This window comes from Enterococcus sp. AZ071, from assembly GCF_050499065.1.
In the GTDB taxonomy this organism is placed as follows: Bacteria; Bacillota; Bacilli; order Lactobacillales; family Enterococcaceae; genus Enterococcus_A; species Enterococcus_A ferrettii.
The window spans coordinates 3,134,087-3,152,397 of sequence record NZ_JBIPAS010000001.1 but is presented as its reverse complement, the minus strand read 5'-3'; the positions used below and the strand labels follow the sequence as shown (position 1 = coordinate 3,152,397).

The following is an 18,311-nucleotide window of genomic DNA, read 5'->3' as shown; positions in this document are numbered from 1 at the left end:
TTATTTCTTTGTAGCAAGTCATTCCTCAGGCGCCACCAAACAACTGCAATATCCATCCCAGAATGGGTCCGTAAACTGCATAATCAGTTTCGCTTAAAATACGCATAATTGGTGCATAGCTGCCCACCATTGGTAATAATAATGCCTGTCCAAAAATCAGGATGAAGCCATTTGCCACTGAACCAATAATCGCACCCCTGCGTCCACCATGAGCATTGCCAAAGATTGCTGTTGCCGCTCCTGTGAAAAAAGTTGGAATTAAAGCAGGAAAAACTACAATAGGATAATTCATTGCGCCTAACAGCAGCATACCCACCAATCCCGCAATCAAACTGCACAAAAAACCAACAATCACTGATGTAGGATAATTAGGGAAGAGCAGTGGTATATCTAGCCCTGGTTTTGAATTAGGAATAATTTTATTTGCTATCCCATGAAAAGCCGGGATAATCTCTGACAGCATCATCCGTACACCCGTAATAATGACAGTAATCCACATTCCAAACTCAATTCCCCGCAACATAGAAAAGACAATAATGTCTTGCCCTCCGGTAACATTTTCCATCGTCCAGCTTGGTGTTGCAAACAAACACACCATTAAAAACAGCACGGTCATCACTAAGGTTAAGGCAATCGTCATTTCTCGTAAGAAATTGAATTCTTTGGGAATTTTCAACTCTTCAAGGTCCTGATTTTTGTTTCCAAAAGTTTTTGCCAAAAATGTTGCTGCTAATAATCCCGAAGAACTCGAATGGGCCAAAGTAAATCCCTCACCACCCTTTACACCCTTCATGCAAACAGCTACATAAGCACACGAACCGGTCATGTATAAACCTAATAAAATCGAACCAATCACAATAATTCCTATAAACGGCAATGATGTATTAAATTTCAATAAAGCTGCAATTAACCCAGCAAAGAAAAAGGAAACGTGCGCAGACAAATGAACATACTTAAAGCGGGTGAATCTAGCCAGCAGCAAGTTAATCAGAAAACCAAAAGCAAAAATAAGAGCCATCTCTGTTCCAATATCCGCTAAACTTTCTGCTTGAGCAGCACCAATATCCGCTGAGAAAGCCTGCATATTAAAAATTTTGGAAATGATCTGCTGAAGAGGCAGCAAGGCCGTACCTAAAGTCTGTCCTCCAACATTAATCATCGTGAACCCAATCATTGTCTTGATTGTACTAGGTAAAATTTGATTCCAAGACTTCTTTTGAGCAAACATACCTATAATAACAACCATTCCGATAATGAATACAGCTTGGCTCAGTACGTTATTCACGATATATAAAAATACAGCCATCTTCGAACCCCCTTATCCATTAATCGTTTTTAGCAATTGATTTTTTAAATACGCTTTGTCCATCATATTATCAATACGTATAATTTTAGCACTTGTTTCTCGCAAGGTTTCTGCAAAATCAGACGTGGTGATTAAGATATCATAATTATTAGGATCCACCGATCCTATATCTGAGGCATCAACCTCTGCCTCAATTCCTTCCGCATCTAAAATCTGTTGAGCAAACAATCGCATCATCATACTGCTGCCTACCCCAGCTCCACAAACCGTTACAACCTTAATCATTTTTTATTTCCCCCTTTAATAATAGTCAAAATGTCTTTCGCTTGTTTAGCTGCTAAAAACTGTTCAATTTTTCCTTCCTGTGACAAAATATCTACTAATGACACCAGTGCTTCCAAATGAGTCTGCTGATCAGTTGCACAAAGTCCCATCACGATCTTCACCGGATCGTTTTTAGGATGGCCAAAAACAACTGGCTTTCTTAACGTTACTAGGCTGATTCCCGCTGCTAAAGCACCCTCCTCCGGTCGCGCATGAGGCATTGCAATTCCCGGTGCAATCACAATATAGGTGCCATTTTCTTCTACATTTTTCAACATACCTTCAATATAATTAGCGGTTGCGAAGCCATTTTCAACTAATAATTCGCCACTTCTTCGCATAGCTTCTTCGCGATTGTTTGCTGAGAAATTAAGGTCAATTAACGTCTCAGTTAAGATGTCTTCAAGCATAAATCGTTCTCTCCTTTTTCCAAGTTTGTTGATTGCTTACCTATTCTTTTAGTTAATACTTCTCGTGATTCATCTCAACCCAATAAAAAAGCCCTCAAACCAGACGATTGTCCAGCTTGAGGGCGCATTACACACGGTACCACCTCACTATATGCTCCATGAAGCATCTCTTGATCGATTATCCAACAATAACCTTCCTCTATAACGGGAGTTCCCGTCATCCCCTACTAGTATTCAAGGATGCTCCAACAAGTCCATTCATCAGGTAAAAAATGCTTCATTCTCATCGCTAGAAGCTTTCTGTCATTTTTATTATCCCAATTACTTCTCTTGTTTATGATTTTTATTCAAAAAAAGCCCTCAAGTCAGACCATTGTCCAACTTGAGGGCGATCAATCCGCGGTGCCACCTCATTGTATGCTTTATCAAGCATCTCTTTATCAGCCGTCTATCAACAGCCTTTCTCAATAACGGGAGTTTCCGGAAGCTCCTACTTAGATTCAAAGCTTCAGTCCAAAAGTCCATTCGCATTATTTCTCTTACTGATTCACAGTCCCATCAGCTCCCTGGAAAGAAAAATCATGTTACTACTCTTTTGTATGACATGTATTTTTTTAAAATAATACGCTTGTTTGCTGAAAGAGTCAATCGATTTATGAAAGAAAATTTTTCTTTTTTTAATCACAAAGCCATTTATTTTTTCTTTTTCTGACTGTAGTCGTCAGTTTCTTCTATCAAATGCACCTTGTAATGCCTGCAAGTATTTCTTAATCCCTGAAATTCCATCCGCATCGTATCGTTTGATGAATTCCGATCCAATGATCGCTCCGTCAGCCCCTTCATTTAGTATACTAATAATATCCTCCGATTCCTTCACTCCAAATCCGACAAATATCGGCAGCTTAGTCTTTGGTTTCAGACAGGCGAGCAAAGGAATATATTCGTTTGGCAACTGGGTAAATTCTCCAGTTTTTCCTTCACCAGATACTAAATAAATAAATTCCGAACTGCTAGTTAATTGCTCCACCAGTATTTCTTGGTCTAACTTATGGGTAAAAGTGTGTACAAGACCTGTATAGTTCTTTTGATCCAGACATTTATCCACACATAGGATCGCATCGTAAAGTGTACGGGCTATCTGAGAAAGTTGAAAATGTTCAACCCCTTCATGATAAGTCATCAAAATTACCCGAAATGAATACTGTCGGCGGATTTCTTCTAGTACCGAAATAATTTCTTGTTGCGTTAACGTGGGATACACTTGCTCATGGGTCTTTCGCACTACACCACCATCAACATAAGGATTTGCTACAGGTATTCCGATCTCCACATAGCCCACGTTAGACTCTTCAATGACATCAAGTATTTCAAAAAACTTTTCCCGCGTCGGGTAATTAATCGTCACGTACAATACTAAGTTATTCATCATGCGCCTCCAAACAATTGCAGGAACCAACCTAGAATTGGGCCATACACCGTATAATCCGTTTCACTAAGAATCCGCATGATTGGCGCATAGCTTCCTACCATGGGCAGTAAAAAGGCTTGGCCAAAAATTAAAATAAATCCGTTTGCTAAGGAACCCATAATTGCTCCTCGGCGACCGCCATGTGCATTTCCAAAGATCGCAGTTGCAGCGCCAGTAAAGAACGTAGGAATTAATGCGGGAAAAACGACTACTGGATAATTCAACGCACCTAGAATCAACATACCTGCTAAGCCTGAAACTAAGCTGCATAAAAAGCCGACAATGACTGATGTTGGATAGTTAGGAAACAGTAAAGGGATGTCTAAGCCCGGCTTAGAATTCGGAATAATCTTATTGGCAATTCCATGGAAAGCAGGAATAATTTCCGAAAGCATCATCCGAACCCCGGTTATAATGACCGTAATCCACATACCAAACTCAACACCACGTAATAAAGAGAAGACAATGATATCTTGGCCGCCAGTAATATTTTCCATCGTCCAACTTGGTGTTGCAATTAAACTGATTAATAAGAACAGCACCGTCATTACTAAGGTTAAGGCGATCGTCATTTCCCGCAGAAAATTCAATTTCTTGGGAATCTCCAGCTGCTCCAAATCATGTTCCTTGTTGCCAAATGCTTTCGCTAATAAAGTTGCTACTAATAGACCTGAAGAACTTGAATGAGCTAGGGTAAAGCCTTCCGCACCTTTTACTCCCTTGATACAGACTGCCACGTACGCACAAGAAAAGGTCATGTATAAGCCTAACAAAACAGAGCCAATCGCCACAATACCAGTAAATGGCAAAGCTGTTCCAAACTTTAGTAAAGCGGCAATCAAACCTGCAAAGAAAAAAGAGACATGGGCAGATAAATGAACATATTTAAAACGAGTAAAGCGAGCCAACAATAGATTAATCAAGAAACCAAAAGCAAAGATCAAGGCCATTTCGGTTCCGATATCTGCCAGGCTCTCTGCTTGTGCAGCTCCAATATCCGCTGAAAAGCTTTGCATATCGAAAATTTTAGAAATCATTTGCTGCAAAGGTAATAAGGCCCCACCCAGCGTTTGACCACCCACATTAATCATCGTAAATCCAATCATTGTTTTAATGGCACTAGGTAAAATTTGATCCCATGATTTCTTTTGGGCAATCATTCCGACAACTACGACCATTCCAATAATAAAGACTGCCTGACTCAGTACATTGTTTACAATATATAGAAATACCGACATAGTATTACCCCCTTAAGCTTTGATGGTTGTTAATAATTGCTCTTTCAAATACGCTTTATCCATCATATTATCAATGCGGATAATTTTTGCAGTTGAATCCCGCAGGGTATCTGCAAAATCAGACGTGGTGATCAAAATATCATAGCTGTTAGGATCAACAGATCCAATATCTGCCGCATCAACCGTGGCTTCAACCTTTTCATCATCTAAAATCTGCTGGGTAAACAGACGCATCATCATACTGCTGCCAACCCCAGCCCCACAAACGGTCACGATTTTTAACATGTTTCTTTTCCCCCTTCAATGATGTTCATAATTTCTATTTTATTAGTGGCACTTGTAAAAGCTGCTACATTTTCCTCATGGGACAAAATTTCCACCAATTCAGCCAACGCTTTTAAATGGGTTTGATGGTCAATCGCACAAAGTCCAATCACGATTTTCACTGGATCATTTTTTGGATGGCCGAAAACAACCGATTCTTTTAAGGTTACAATGCTAAAGCCTACATCCAATGCCCCTTCCTCAGGACGAGCATGAGGCATCGCAATCCCTGGTGCAATCACTATATACGTTCCATTCACTTCCAAATTTTCAATCATACCATCTACATAATTGCTAGTTGCTAACCCGCTATTCACTAATAATTCTCCACTTTTTCTCACGGCTTCGTCTCGATTTTCAGCTGCATAGTTGAGCTCAATCAAGTCGGGAGTTAGTATTTCTTTAAGCATAGGCTGATACTCCTTCTTTTCTTGGGATTTGGGTAAATTCAAATAAGTAGTTAATTCATCAGATAGGCTTTTGGTCGCCTGAAAAGATAACGACGCGTAATTTTCTACAATTGTAAGTAACTGGTCAATCGTTACCTCGCGAAAGATCGGCTTAACAAATCGATGAATACTCTCTCTGTCTTCTTCTGATAAATAAGGATTTACTCGAACGACCGGGATACTTTTCAGCTCCAAAGGGATTGTGGTAATTACTAGATCTACTTTGTTTTCTGTTAACCACTTGATTCCTTCCCGTGCGCCAAAGGTTCCTACTACCTCTACATGAAAGGTATTTTGAATTTTACTCTTTAATATTTCTGAGGTGCTGATTCCGGCATTGCAGATAATCACAATTTTGGTTTTGTGAGGAACAAAGAACTTATTACGCTCCAATGATGCTGCAAAGAAAAGAGTAAAGAAACTGATTTCCTGATCAGTAAACGTCACCTTTAATTTTGTTTCCAACAATGGTACATAGGTGCGGATTGAGGTGTGCAGCTCTTGATAATTTTCCAACACGTATTCATACATGGGATTTTCAATAGATTCACCAGCCAAGGTTCGTTTGTAGGCAGGACGCAGATGATTTAACAAACCTTTATAAAGCTTTTGGTCAGTCGTAAAATCGATTTGGGGAAAATCTTGATCGACTGCCGTAATGAATTGTTCAACGATTAGATTAAATGTTAACCATTTATCGGTTAGCAGCTCCTGATAGTTAGTAATCGAGGCTTCTGATAACTTGTTCGCTAGATATACCAGCTCTGCTTTTGTTATTGGTTGTTTGAACCGATCCTCTATTGCCTGTTTGTTCGCAAATAGAACTTGTTCCTCTTTGTTATAGATCTCTTTTTTTGGCCACTGCTTAAGAGATTTATTTATTTGCAAACGTTTCTTGGTTACCCAAAAATGCAGAATCATTTTTTGGAAGGATTCATCACTTAACTGAATACCGATCTCATTGCAAATTTTCTCAATCAGCTCATCAATCTCCACCAAGCTGTTTCTCTCTGCTTGAAAGCTTTCGGTTTCAAATAGCAACGGGTCTTGCTCTAAGGTAGCTGCTAGGAAGTTTCGGATCCTTGCTTCCTCTCCCACCACTCGGTAGCCGCGAAAAGGAATAGTCTCAAGAATAATTTCATTATTCTCCAGTTCCTTACGAACAGCTCGTAAATCATTAAGCAGTGTATTTCTAGAAACCAACGTCCGCTGCAGCAATGTTTCGGAGCTGAAATTGTCCGGCAGCAGCAGGACCGACTCTAGCATACGAATTTTTCTGATGCGTTGATCGCTGTTGATGAAATCATTGTTCTTAAACAGAATTTTTTCAATATCTATCGGTGCTTCACACTTATATTGAATACGTCCCTTTTCGATGACTATTTCTGTCGCACCGACTGTTTCCAACAGCTCATTCAGCTTATCGATGTCATTGTAAATTGTTCGAGTGCTGACGTGAAAGTGAGCGGCCAACTCACTAATTTGAAATCTTGCTTGTTGCTTCGCTAGCAAGCTATATAAATTTGATAATCGATTATCCATAGGTCTTCCTCCTGCCTTTAGTATAAAGGATGATAAATAGCGTGAAAAAGAACAGTTCATTTCAAATTTCTTGAAACAAACTGTTCTGGTGATCCAACCTAGATATCTTCTACTTTACAATAAACTTTTTCAAAATAGAAATTTACTTAAAAACAAAAGGTCTTTTGATACATATCTTATTAAGGGAGAACCCCTCACCAGTCCCACCGCCTTATGAAAAAACTGGTTGGCGCTCCTTATTATTCAAGAAGGATCAACGTTAAGCACCGTTTAGTCTATAGCGCCCCTAGAAGAAGATCAACTGATCAACCTTAAAAGGAAAATCGAATCCGCATGCCTCATTCATGTCAAAATCATCCGATACAAAAAGGCTGTCGCAGAAATTTATTTTCCCACGACAGCCTTTTTTTATTTTCTTTCCTTCAGCCATGTCTTGCGAGTTTGTCCAACAATCAGCGGAACAGACTCATAAACTACCTCGCTGTATTCCAAGCCAAACCAGCGCTCAGGAGATACTGCGTAACGCTTAATAGCCAAACGAGCTTGCATGATTTGACGATCCCATTTTGCAACTTCTGTTGTCGATGACAACTCTTCTTGAATCAATACAAAACGGAAATCACCTACTTGCCGGCCCGGTGTTAAAGAATAATGTTGAGGCTGTTTTGGCAGCCGTCCTTGCTTCATTAAATCATGAATAATTTGGCGCAAGTACACATTCACATCCTGCGACATGCGGAAACCTAGATACAATTTTACTTTTACAATAAAATCAGTCCCCATCATATCAACTGAAAATTCTTCCGTATACGGTTCATCGGTCACTTCAACATTCACAAACCAATAGGCCTTGGCCCGTTTCAACCGCTTGTCTAAAATCGAATAAATAAATTGTTGAGGAATTTGGTCCTCCTCAAGTTTCGGTACCAAAAAGACCACGTTGGTTTGATAGTAAGGAATTCGATCATCCTCATGCAGCTCTTTCAACTGCCCCATATAATCTTGGAAATTGACTTCCTGGCTGGTGTTTTCTTGAATTTGATTGCTGCGATACCAGATATACATCAAAGCCAAAATGATTAAAGCCATACCTACTGCCACGAACCCTCCATGGAAAAACTTCGTCACACTGGAAATGAAAAAGAAAGTTTCTAAGAAGCCGAAGAACAGAACCATCAAATAAGCTAAGAAGCGTGAAACATTCTTCTGAATCATGTAATGATACAACAAGAATGTCGTCATCAGCATCGTTACAGTAATAGACAGACCATATGCTGCCTCCATATGGCTAGATGTTCTAAAGGTCAGTACAATCAACGAACATGCTGCCCATAAAATGAAGTTCACAGCGGGGATGTACATTTGTCCAATCGAGCTTCCTGGATAAAAAATACGCATTCTTGGCAACAGCTTCAGCTTGATTGCTTCAGAAACCAAAGTAAAGGAACCTGAGATCAATGCTTGAGAGGCAATAACTGCGGCAACTGTTGCAAATACAACACCAAATACAATCCAGCCATCTGGTAAGATTTGGAAGAAGGGATTCAAATTTTCTAGATTTTCATAAACTGGATTTCCTTTAGCATGCATAATCCATGCAGCTTGCCCAGCATAATTCAACATTAAGCAAGCGAAAATATACGGCCAGCTAAAACGGATATTCTTTTTACCCACGTGTCCCATATCCGAATACAACGCCTCCGCCCCCGTTGTTGCCAGAAATATACTTCCTAAGATAAAGACACCCATTTTATTTTCAGGACTAAATAATAAGTGAATGGCATAATAAGGATTTAAAGCACGAATCACTGAAAAGTCATAAGGGATATTGATTAGCCCCATGACACCTAAGAAAGTAAACCACAGCAGCATAATTGGTCCAAAAGCTTTTCCTACAAAGTCCGTCCCAAAACGCTGAATTAAAAAGAGAAATAGTAAAATGACCAGCGTAATAATAACAATGATATTTTGATTATTGCCGAATCGATCATAGAAATTAGGAATTCCTCGTAGCCCTTCAATAGCTGTAGTAACAGTTACTGCTGGTGTTAGAACGCCATCAGCTAGTAAAGCCGCTCCACCAATCATCGCAGGAATGATTAAATATTTCCCGCCCTTACGCACCAAGGTATATAGCGAAAATATCCCGCCCTCACCATGGTTATCTGCGTTCAATGCGATAATCACATATTTTACTGTGGTTAACAGCATTACTGTCCAAAAGACCAGTGAAACAACACCGATAACAAAATCGTTAGTTACCGATGAAAGGCCACCGTTTTCCATCAAGATAGCCTTCATTACGTACAGCGGACTTGTTCCAATGTCCCCGTACACCACGCCCATCGCCACTAATAATCCCGCGACTGATAATTTTTTGACATGACTTTTCTTTTCCATTCTTACACTCTCCTCTTGCAAATCACTCGTATATAGGAACTCAATTCCTCCTAATAATCAGGGAATCAAGGGCTGTTTGTTTTTTTATATAATACGTAAGGGATTCGGCTGATAAATTTAGAATGCGCCTTTATTTCGCAACCCTATCCCTGCTAACCTTATAGGTCTCATAATTTACTATACCTTTAGATTTAGCAAATACCTACTAAATAAGCTTTGCGGAACCAGTTTGGCAGTTAAAGTACTCTCTTCTCGTCTACTCTTAAAGACGGAACTGACAGTTGACTCCTTTTAGGGGTTCATTTTCGTACGCATACCATCCTGCTAAACTTCTCAGTACCATGATTAGTTATACTTTCAAGTTTAACTGGTACTTTTAAACGAACTACGAAAAGCAGGAGTGGCAAAAAAAGACCTAAACAACAGTTTTCCTGTCGTTTAGGTCTGGCAAATTATCTCTTAGACCAGTGCTGAGCACTAGATGTTGATCTAAAAGCATAGAAACTCTATGTCGCTACTCCCCTAAAACATATTCGTATTATGGGCGTAGTTTGGTCATTTGTCAAAGAAAATATGAATGAATTTGAAAAAATTATTTTTCTTCTTTTTTATTCTCATCATCTTTTAACAATATCTTTCGAGAAGCATTCACACGGCCTTGACGATCGATCTCAGTAACTTTTACTAAGACTTCATCACCCATTTTCACGACATCCTCTACTTGTTTCACACGTTCGTTCGCAAGTTGAGAAATGTGTACCAATGCGTCCTTGCCTTTGATCAGGTTGACGAAAGCACCAAATTTTTCAATACGGACAACTTTACCTAAATAAACTTCGCCGACTTTGACTTCTTTGGTTAATTCTTCAATGATCTTGATTGCTTTTTGGATCATTTCAGCATCAGAAGAAGCGATACTTACTTGACCTTCTTGGTCGATATCGATCTTCACGCCAGTTTCATCAATGATGCTATTGATCGTGTCTCCACCTTTACCAATAACTGTTTTGATTTTATCTGGATCAATTTTGATCATTTCAATCTTAGGAGCATACTCACTTAGCTCTTCACGTGGCGCAGCCAGAGTGCTAGTTAAGTTTTCAAGGATTTCCATACGCGCTTTTTTCGCTTGGTCTAAAGCTTCTTTTAGGATTTGTTCAGTGATTCCTTGGATCTTGATATCCATTTGTAAAGCAGTAATACCTTCTTTTGTTCCAGCAACTTTAAAGTCCATGTCGCCTAAATGATCTTCTAGTCCTTGGATATCAGTTAAGATAGTATAGTTTTCACCATCAGAAACCAATCCCATTGCAATACCAGCTACAGGAGCTTTGATCGGCACACCTGCATCCATTAATGCTAACGTTCCAGCACAGATACTGGCTTGTGAAGATGAACCGTTCGATTCTAATACTTCCGCTACCAAACGAATAGTGTAAGGGAAATCTTCTTCACTAGGAATAATTTGAGACAACGCACGTTCACCCAAAGCTCCATGTCCAATTTCACGACGACCTGGACCAAAGGCGCGGCCTGTCGAACCTACTGAGAATTGAGGGAAGTTATAATGATGGATGAATCGTTTAGAATCTTCAATTCCTAAGCCATCAATAATTTGATGTTCTCCTAATGGTGCTAATGTACATACTGACAAAGCTTGAGTTTGTCCGCGAGTGAATAAACCTGAACCGTGAACGCGTGGTAATACGCTAACTTCAGAATCCAATGCACGGATTTCATCCAATTTACGGCCATCAGGACGAATTTTGTCAATGGTGATCAATTCACGTACGACATCTTTTTCAAGATCTTCTGCGATTTGTTTCACTTCTTTAGTTAATTGATCCGCATCTTCATGATCCGCAAATTTCTCTGCGTAAACTTCTTTAACGGTATCTTTCACTTTATCAATTTCGTCTTCACGAGCTAATTTTTCTTCTGTCATAACAGCAGTTTTCATTGTTTCGTAGTAACTAGCAAAGATTTCTTTCTTCAAATCAGCATCTACTTGCAACAATTTAACTTCCATCTTAGGTTTGCCCACAGCTGCAACGATTTCTTCTTGGAAGGCAACCATTTCTTGGATTGCTTCAAAACCAAACAGCAACGCACCTAACATATCTTCTTCAGAAACTTCTTTAGCACCAGATTCAACCATGTTGATAGCTTTTTTCGTACCAGCAACTGTTAAGTTGATGTCTGAAGTTTCGTTTTGTTCAACAGTTGGGTTCAATACGTATTCGCCATTTACACGACCTACATCAACACCAGCAATTGGCCCGTCAAATGGAATATCTGAAATAGCCAAAGCCAATGATGAACCAAACATTGCGGCCATTGAAGGTGAGCAATCTTGTTCCACACTCATCACAACGTTAGTTACTTGTACTTCGTTACGGAAACCATCCGCAAACATCGGACGAATTGGACGGTCAATCAATCGTGCAGTCAATGTTGCATCCGTACTTGGACGACCTTCACGTTTGATGAATCCTCCAGGGATTTTACCTACTGCATACATTTTTTCTTCGTAGTTGATAGTCAACGGGAAAAAGTCAGTATCTCGTGCTTCCTTTGAAGCGACTGCTGCACTTAATACAACCGTATCACCATAACGAACCAAGACTGCACCATTGGCTTGCTTCGCTAATTGACCAACTTCGACTTGCAAGGGACGGCCGCCCCAAGTGGTTTTGAATACTTGTTTTTCTGACATAATTTCTCCTTTTTCCCTCTGACAGGTGCGACGCTACTAAACAAATGGAAACAGCGAACAGCTTCGCTTCTTGCATTTGGTTAGTAGAGTGACGGCAATCTGCGGGAGGGGGTTAGTTTTTTGTAAACACTAAATGAATGTTTCGATCGTTACCATTCATTTTGTTCATTTGACGACAGCATAAGCATAACTGTCCACCTAGTAAAAAAGTGAGATTCCTAGGAACCTCACTTTTAGGCAAAAATTAACGACGTAGTCCTAGACGTTGGATTAATTCACGGTAACGTTGTACATCATTCTTACGTAGGTAAGCTAACAAGTTACGACGATGACCAACTTTTTTCATTAAACCACGGTATGAATGGTGGTCTTTCTTATGGACACGTGCATGCTCATTCAATTGATTGATTTCTTCTGTTAGTACAGCAATTTGTACTTCTGGAGAACCAGTATCTCCTTCATGGCGAGCAAAATCTGTGATGATTTCGTTTTTGCGTTCTTGTGTTAAAGCCATGTATTTCACCTCTTTCTCTTATTTTCCCTACAACTGAGTAAAGCGTTGGTGAAGCGCCCAACCAAGTAATAGGCGATATACGCATAGCGTACCTTAATACTTTACTTGATTTCATTGAAAAATGCAAGATTTGCCAAGAATATTCCCCTTATTTCAGTAAGGTATAGGATTCTTTAAAAAATCGCAAGTTTTAAGCAAGCCGTTTGCCTACGTCTACTTTTGTGATAAACTATCTTGATGTATGAATTCCTTTGAGAGGAGACCTTTTTAATGATCACAATGGATGATATTATTCGGGAAGGACACCCCACCTTACGCGAAGTTGCAAAAGAAGTTCCGATTCCGTTAGCGGAAGAAGACGTGAAGCTGGGAGAAGAAATGATGGAATTTCTTAAAAATAGCCAAGACCCAGTAAAAGCTGAAGAAATGCATTTACGTGGAGGCGTCGGTTTAGCCGCTCCCCAATTAGATATCTCAAAACGAATTATTGCCGTTCATGTGCCTAGTCTTGACCCTGAGAAACCAGATTCCGGTATCAGCACCGTGATGTATAATCCGAAAATTTTGAGCCACTCTGTACAACAAGCCTGCCTTGGAGAAGGCGAAGGCTGTCTATCTGTGGACAGAGAAGTTCCTGGCTACGTTGTACGTGCTGCTCGAATCACTGTTTCTTACTACGATGCAGAAGGCACCAAGCAAAAAGTTCGCTTGAAAAATTACAACGCAATTGTCGTGCAACATGAAATTGACCATATTAATGGCATAATGTTCTACGACCACATCGATGAAAAAACACCGTTCACTTTGGATGACGGCGTGTTGGTGATTGAATAAGAATTTCTAACTAAAAAAGGATTTCTCAAGGTTTTAACCACTTTGAGAGATCCTTTTTTGTAACTCCTTTATTATCTTGGTACTTGCAGCTGCACATTGTAGCGATAGCGATCGCCACGATAATAAATTTCGGCATACTCGATCAAGCGGTCTCGCTGATCGCGGGTTACTCGCTGAACGTACAGCAGCGGTTTGTTTTCCTCTACCTTTAGATCTTTTGCTAACTGCTTATCTGCAACAATCGATTCAATTGTTTCTTTAGCATTCGTCACCACAAACCCTTTTTCACGCAACAGCTTGTACAGCGAAGCATCTGGATCGTCCAGTTCCTCAGCCGCAAGTGTGATAAAGGATGGACAGTACACACGCTGAAAGCCTATTGGTGTATCGCCAATCCAACGCAGCCTTTCGTGACAGCTGACGGTTGCCCCCTTTGGCAGCTCCAATTGAGAGCAGACCATAGGATCAGCTGCAACTGTCTCCTTAAAAGAATGCAAGGTGGAATGTACGCCACGATCCCCATTTTCTTCAGAGAAGCTAAGCAGCGTCTGTAATTGCAGCGATTCTTTTCTGCTTAAAACAATCGTCCCTACTCCATGAATACGTTGGACATAGCCTTCATCTACTAAAAGTTTCACTGCATTTCTAACTGTAATCCGGCTTACATTAAAACGCTTTTGCAAGTCAGGTTCAGCTGGAAATGGATCACCTACCGGATAGTTGCCATGGATGATCTCCTGCTTTAATTCCTCATAAATTGCTAAATATTTAACACTGTTTCCTTTCATGAAACCTCACCACATCTGCTAATGAATTTGATAATTCTACAATATTAAAATCATTGGCCTTTTGAACAGTTTCAAATAAGGAAAGGAATTCTGGATCAGATAAATCAATAAATGCCCCCACCATTGAACCAACAATAGTTGCGATTGTATCTGTATCGTATCCAATATTTACAGCATCAATGACTGCCTGTAAAGCATTCCCTTTATTTAAGGACACGATTCCAAAAGCACTAGGTACGGCTTCTGAAATATGCAGTCCGCTACCAACGATTTGTGAAAGTCGACGTAGTTTTTCTTCCTTCGTACCTACACCGTCTACAATATTATACGCTAGTTGTATGCGCTCTACAACACTAGGTCCGGCCACTTCTCGAGAAACTTCCTTCGCTAGTGCTTCTCCACGAACCGCACCATAATAACCAGCAGCTAATACAGCTTCAACAGTCGCATGCTCAGCTAACGAAGCACTTGTTGCAGCTGCAACAGCACAGGCTCCTGAAATTGCCAAGGAATTATCATGAGTCACCTGAGTAATGGTGATGGCTGTATCAATTGCACCAGCTAAATCGTCTGGATTTAAAATGCCAGCTGGAGCAATTTTCATCGCTGCACCATTCGTTGCTTTGGACGCATAGTCTACAGTGACTGCTCCAGGTAAAGGCTTCATCTTTAATGAAGGATCTTTGTACATTGCCACTGCACTTCTAGTAGTCGGTCCAGCGAATCGATCAAAGTACCATGAAACATCTGACCATTTTAAGATGGCTTTAATCACCGTTTCTTTGTCCAGCGTTCCGCCGTTTTCTAAAACTGCTTGGCACAGAAAATAGATTTGAGAAAAGTCGTCGGTAACCTGTCCCGCTTCATTTCCTAAAGCAAAAGCCGTTTCACCAGGTTTTTGCAAATCAGTAACTGGTCCTCCAAAGTGTTGACGAATCTGATCAAAGGATAAGTTCTCTGTTGCCGCTCCCATAGCATCACCAATTGCTGCTAAACCTAAAATTCCTTGAATTTTTGTCTGTACTGTCATAATTATTTTCCTCCCTTATTATCAATAGCTGACATTTCTGCTTCTGGATCCTTAACGCCTAAAACAAATGTTAGAAGTAGTCCACCCAGAAATGAAATGGTTAAACCTACGATATATGCCCATAATGTTGGCCCCGCAAAAGCCGGAATAGTTGTTAGCCCTCCAAACACAAAGGCATTACCAATTACATTAAAAGCACCCATAAATGCTCCACCTAAAGCAGCCCCTACACAACCAGCAATCAACGGCGTTTTAAATTTTACACCTAGTCCATAAATAGCTGGTTCAACAATTCCTGACAGAAATACTGAGGTAATTGCTGTTAAAGAAAAGTTTCTCAGCTTTTGATTACGTGACCGTAGAAAAATAGCAAAAGCGGCACCTGCCATGCCAAAGTTGGCATTAGCTCCATAGGCGATAAATGGCGAAGAGCCTGTTCGAGCGATTTCTGGGATGATTACCATTGTATTCGGGGCCCAATGAACGCCAAACATAATGAGAATGTTCCAAATCCCTCCAATTACTGCTCCAGTAACAATCTGATTAATACTTGCTAACCAGCCCACAACATTGGCAATGCCAATACTCAAATAGTTACCAATCGGCCCAAAAATGCCCGCAGCAACTGGTACTAAAACCAACAATAAAACGGTTGGAATGATGATCATGTGTAGACTATTAGGCAATTTTTCCTTCATAAAATGCTCCATTTTTGACTGAAGCCAAATCGTTAAAATAGCCGGAATAACTTGACTCGTATAGTTAAATACTGGAATAGAAATACCTAAAAATGATACCATGTTTCCTCCATCACCTTGGATCAACTCTATAAAACCAGGCATAATTAAAGCGCCCATAACAGCCATTGCAATGAAGGGACTTGTTTTAAATCGATTGGCAGAGGTTACTGCAACCAGCAAGGGTAAAAAATAAAATACAGAAGTAGCAGCTAAGGTGAGAACTAAATTAGTCGTACTTTCCGTCGATAACCAGCCTAATTCATTTGCCAAAATAGTAAAGCCGCGAAGTAATCCTGACCCAGCAAGCAGCGGCAGCAAAGGGGAAAATATACTGACTACCAAGGCAACAAAATCATTTAATAAATGACGTTCATTTTTAGTCTCTTCGACAGAATAATCCTCTGCCTCTTTTCCAGTTCCCAGCTCCTTCAAAAACGAATCATACACATCACCTACCGTGGTTCCGATGACAACTTGAATTCCTGACTCTTTATCTACAACACCTGTGACCCCCTCTAATGTTTCAATCTGCTTTACATCGACCAAAGCCCGATTCCTAAGTTGTGGGCGTAACCTTGTAGCACAATGAGTAACCGAAACAATATTGTCAGCACCTCCCATAAAATCAAGCAATTGTTTAGACAAAGCCTCTGTCTTCCCCATCTTCATTGACTCCCTTCCATTTATAAAACAGAAACACGACGTACTGCTCGATAAGACGTTATAACGTCTTATCCTCAATACGAGTATACCTCAGTTATTTTAGAATGTAAACGCAAACATAGAAATTTTTTACAAAAAAAAATGCTCTCATTGAGAAAGCATTTTTCCTAAAATCTCTATTTGATTAATTTATTGTACTGCTACGACCCTTATTCTTTATACAAAATTCCTTTATCTGACAAAGCTTCGGTAATCCGTTCAAAGTCTTCTTGGGTGTCATAAGCAATGGTATGCAGATGAATACCATCCGTTAATTCTGATAAGAAGCTAGCATTGGATGTCTGATAGTTTTCCAGAAAGCCATTCACATCTTCCTGAGTTGTAATATGCAATCCACCAACCAATTCTCCATATAATGGATGTTCGACAATTACATCGACAACCTCTCCACCTGCTTCTACAATCGTGCGCAATTCTTCTTCCGCTTGACTTTTATTATGCTGAACTGCAATTTTACTGAACAGTTGGCTAGACCTGCGCTCTAATAAATAGCCACGGGAGGTTGCAATAATATTTTCACCAGCTGCTCTTAACAAGGCAACGTCACCTACTATAATTTGGCGGCTAACCTCATATTTTTTAGCGAAGTTGCTGGCACTTAGTGGGTTTTCTGTTTCTCCCAGTTCTTTTAGAATTGCTTTTCTGCGTTTGTTTCCATCTTTCATCTCATTCACCTAACTCTTTAGATTGAAAATTTCTGGATTGCTTCATAATATCTTGAAAAGTTGCTACCATTGTTTCTTCAAACAGAGGATTTTCTACTCGTTTGGCAACTTTTTCTAAGACTGCATCTTCTCTACCTTGGTCTAGAATATCTTTTTGTGTTTCCTTTTTATACGCCGTGACTTCGGTAACTGCCTGTAGTCGTTTTTCCAGCAATGCTACCAACTGTTCATCAATGGCATCAATTTTTCTACGAGCGGCTTCTAGCTTATTGCCGTTAGCATCTTCATCAATGGTGCGGATTATACGAGCTGGATTCCCGCCAAGCACCACATTATCCTGAAATGATTTGGTTACTACTGAACCGGCTGCGACTACAACGTTATTCCCTAGGGTAACTCCCGGTGCAATGACAACTGACCCACCTAGCCAGACATTATCACCAATTGTGATTGGCTTTCCAAATTCCATCCCGCTATTTCGTTTGCCAGCCTCAATTGGATGAGTTGCTGCATACAACTGACAATTAGGGCCAAACATACAATTATCTCCGATCGTAATTGGACAAATATCTAAAAAGATATTGTTGAAATTACAATAGAAGTTCTCACCGACTAAAATATTGTATCCATAGTCAAAAGAAACGGATGGCTCCACATGAACTTGTTCCCCAGTTTTACCGAATGTATTTTTAACTAACAGCGCTCTTTTCGCTGAGTCAGTTTCCGCATTAATTGCTCGTAACTTTACTCGGGCATCTTTACGATCAGCTGATAACTCAGGATCTCCAGCAAAATATAAGTCTCCCGCAATCATTTTCTCTTTTTCTGTACGTTCCATCA

General features: G+C 40.0%; 16 protein-coding genes and 2 other annotated features. Of the genes, 1 reads left to right on the top strand and 15 read right to left on the bottom strand.

Features of this window, described 5'->3' with window-relative positions; translation table 11 throughout:
- Positions 1-25: 25 nt before the first annotated feature.
- The 10 genes from IGI49_RS15440 to rpsO all read right to left on the bottom strand — a co-directional run bounded on the left by IGI49_RS15440 (position 26) and on the right by rpsO (position 12,691).
- Positions 26-1,306, bottom strand: coding sequence for a PTS ascorbate transporter subunit IIC (locus IGI49_RS15440; RefSeq protein ID WP_429962413.1), 1,281 nt, complete (start codon positions 1,304-1,306; stop codon positions 26-28).
- Positions 1,307-1,318: 12 nt separating this feature from the next.
- Complete coding sequence (locus IGI49_RS15435) at positions 1,319-1,591, bottom strand: PTS sugar transporter subunit IIB (protein WP_429962412.1); 273 nt, start codon at positions 1,589-1,591, stop codon at positions 1,319-1,321.
- The gene (locus IGI49_RS15430; RefSeq protein ID WP_429962411.1) at positions 1,588-2,040 is read right to left on the bottom strand and encodes a PTS sugar transporter subunit IIA; all 453 of its coding nucleotides are present in this window, start codon (positions 2,038-2,040) and stop codon (positions 1,588-1,590) included. Before IGI49_RS15430 ends, IGI49_RS15435 begins: the two co-directional genes overlap by 4 nt.
- Positions 2,041-2,155: 115 nt before the next feature.
- Positions 2,156-2,386 (bottom strand) — a binding site (T-box leader).
- 35 nt (positions 2,387-2,421) lie between these two features.
- Positions 2,422-2,650 (bottom strand) — a binding site (T-box leader).
- Between the two features lie 111 nt (positions 2,651-2,761).
- Positions 2,762-3,466, bottom strand: a complete 705-nt coding sequence (locus IGI49_RS15425; protein ID WP_429962410.1) for a tryptophan synthase subunit alpha — start codon at positions 3,464-3,466, stop codon at positions 2,762-2,764.
- Complete coding sequence (locus tag IGI49_RS15420; protein WP_207702437.1) at positions 3,466-4,746, bottom strand: PTS ascorbate transporter subunit IIC; 1,281 nt, start codon at positions 4,744-4,746, stop codon at positions 3,466-3,468. Before IGI49_RS15420 ends, IGI49_RS15425 begins: the two co-directional genes overlap by 1 nt.
- Positions 4,747-4,758: 12 nt before the next feature.
- On the bottom strand, positions 4,759-5,031 hold the full coding sequence (locus IGI49_RS15415) for a PTS sugar transporter subunit IIB (RefSeq protein ID WP_429962409.1): 273 nt from the start codon (positions 5,029-5,031) through the stop codon (positions 4,759-4,761).
- The gene (locus IGI49_RS15410; RefSeq protein ID WP_429962408.1) at positions 5,025-7,061 is read right to left on the bottom strand and encodes a BglG family transcription antiterminator; all 2,037 of its coding nucleotides are present in this window, start codon (positions 7,059-7,061) and stop codon (positions 5,025-5,027) included. The genes IGI49_RS15415 and IGI49_RS15410 overlap by 7 nt, the downstream gene beginning before the upstream one ends.
- A gap of 408 nt (positions 7,062-7,469) precedes the next feature.
- A complete protein-coding gene (locus IGI49_RS15405) occupies positions 7,470-9,461 on the bottom strand; it encodes a KUP/HAK/KT family potassium transporter (RefSeq protein WP_429962407.1) in 1,992 nt (663 codons plus the stop codon).
- Between the two features lie 592 nt (positions 9,462-10,053).
- Positions 10,054-12,177: a polyribonucleotide nucleotidyltransferase gene (pnp, locus tag IGI49_RS15400; RefSeq protein WP_429962406.1), complete on the bottom strand. Its 2,124-nt coding sequence runs from the start codon at positions 12,175-12,177 to the stop codon at positions 10,054-10,056.
- Between the two features lie 244 nt (positions 12,178-12,421).
- Positions 12,422-12,691, bottom strand: coding sequence for a 30S ribosomal protein S15 (rpsO, locus tag IGI49_RS15395; protein WP_207702427.1), 270 nt, complete (start codon positions 12,689-12,691; stop codon positions 12,422-12,424).
- Between the two features lie 270 nt (positions 12,692-12,961).
- Here rpsO and def point away from each other — a divergent pair, with 270 nt between their 5' ends.
- Positions 12,962-13,525, top strand: coding sequence for a peptide deformylase (gene def / locus IGI49_RS15390; RefSeq protein ID WP_429962405.1), 564 nt, complete (start codon positions 12,962-12,964; stop codon positions 13,523-13,525).
- 71 nt (positions 13,526-13,596) lie between these two features.
- Here def and IGI49_RS15385 read toward each other — a convergent pair whose 3' ends face one another.
- The 5 genes from IGI49_RS15385 to IGI49_RS15365 form a co-directional block, all read right to left on the bottom strand.
- Positions 13,597-14,313 carry a GntR family transcriptional regulator gene (locus tag IGI49_RS15385; RefSeq protein WP_207702421.1) on the bottom strand — a complete coding sequence of 239 codons (717 nt, stop codon included), beginning with the start codon at positions 14,311-14,313 and terminating at the stop codon, positions 13,597-13,599.
- Positions 14,294-15,343: an ADP-ribosylglycohydrolase family protein gene (locus tag IGI49_RS15380; protein ID WP_429962404.1), complete on the bottom strand. Its 1,050-nt coding sequence runs from the start codon at positions 15,341-15,343 to the stop codon at positions 14,294-14,296. The genes IGI49_RS15385 and IGI49_RS15380 overlap by 20 nt, the downstream gene beginning before the upstream one ends.
- Positions 15,344-15,345: 2 nt before the next feature.
- Positions 15,346-16,746 (bottom strand): PTS transporter subunit EIIC, encoded by a 1,401-nt coding sequence (locus IGI49_RS15375; RefSeq protein WP_429962403.1) that lies wholly within the window; start codon positions 16,744-16,746, stop codon positions 15,346-15,348.
- A gap of 209 nt (positions 16,747-16,955) precedes the next feature.
- On the bottom strand, positions 16,956-17,471 hold the full coding sequence (locus IGI49_RS15370; protein ID WP_429962402.1) for a transcription repressor NadR: 516 nt from the start codon (positions 17,469-17,471) through the stop codon (positions 16,956-16,958).
- Position 17,472: 1 nt separating this feature from the next.
- Entirely contained in the window at positions 17,473-18,309 is an 837-nt protein-coding gene (locus tag IGI49_RS15365; protein ID WP_429962401.1) for a chorismate mutase, read from the bottom strand.
- Positions 18,310-18,311: the final 2 nt, after the last annotated feature.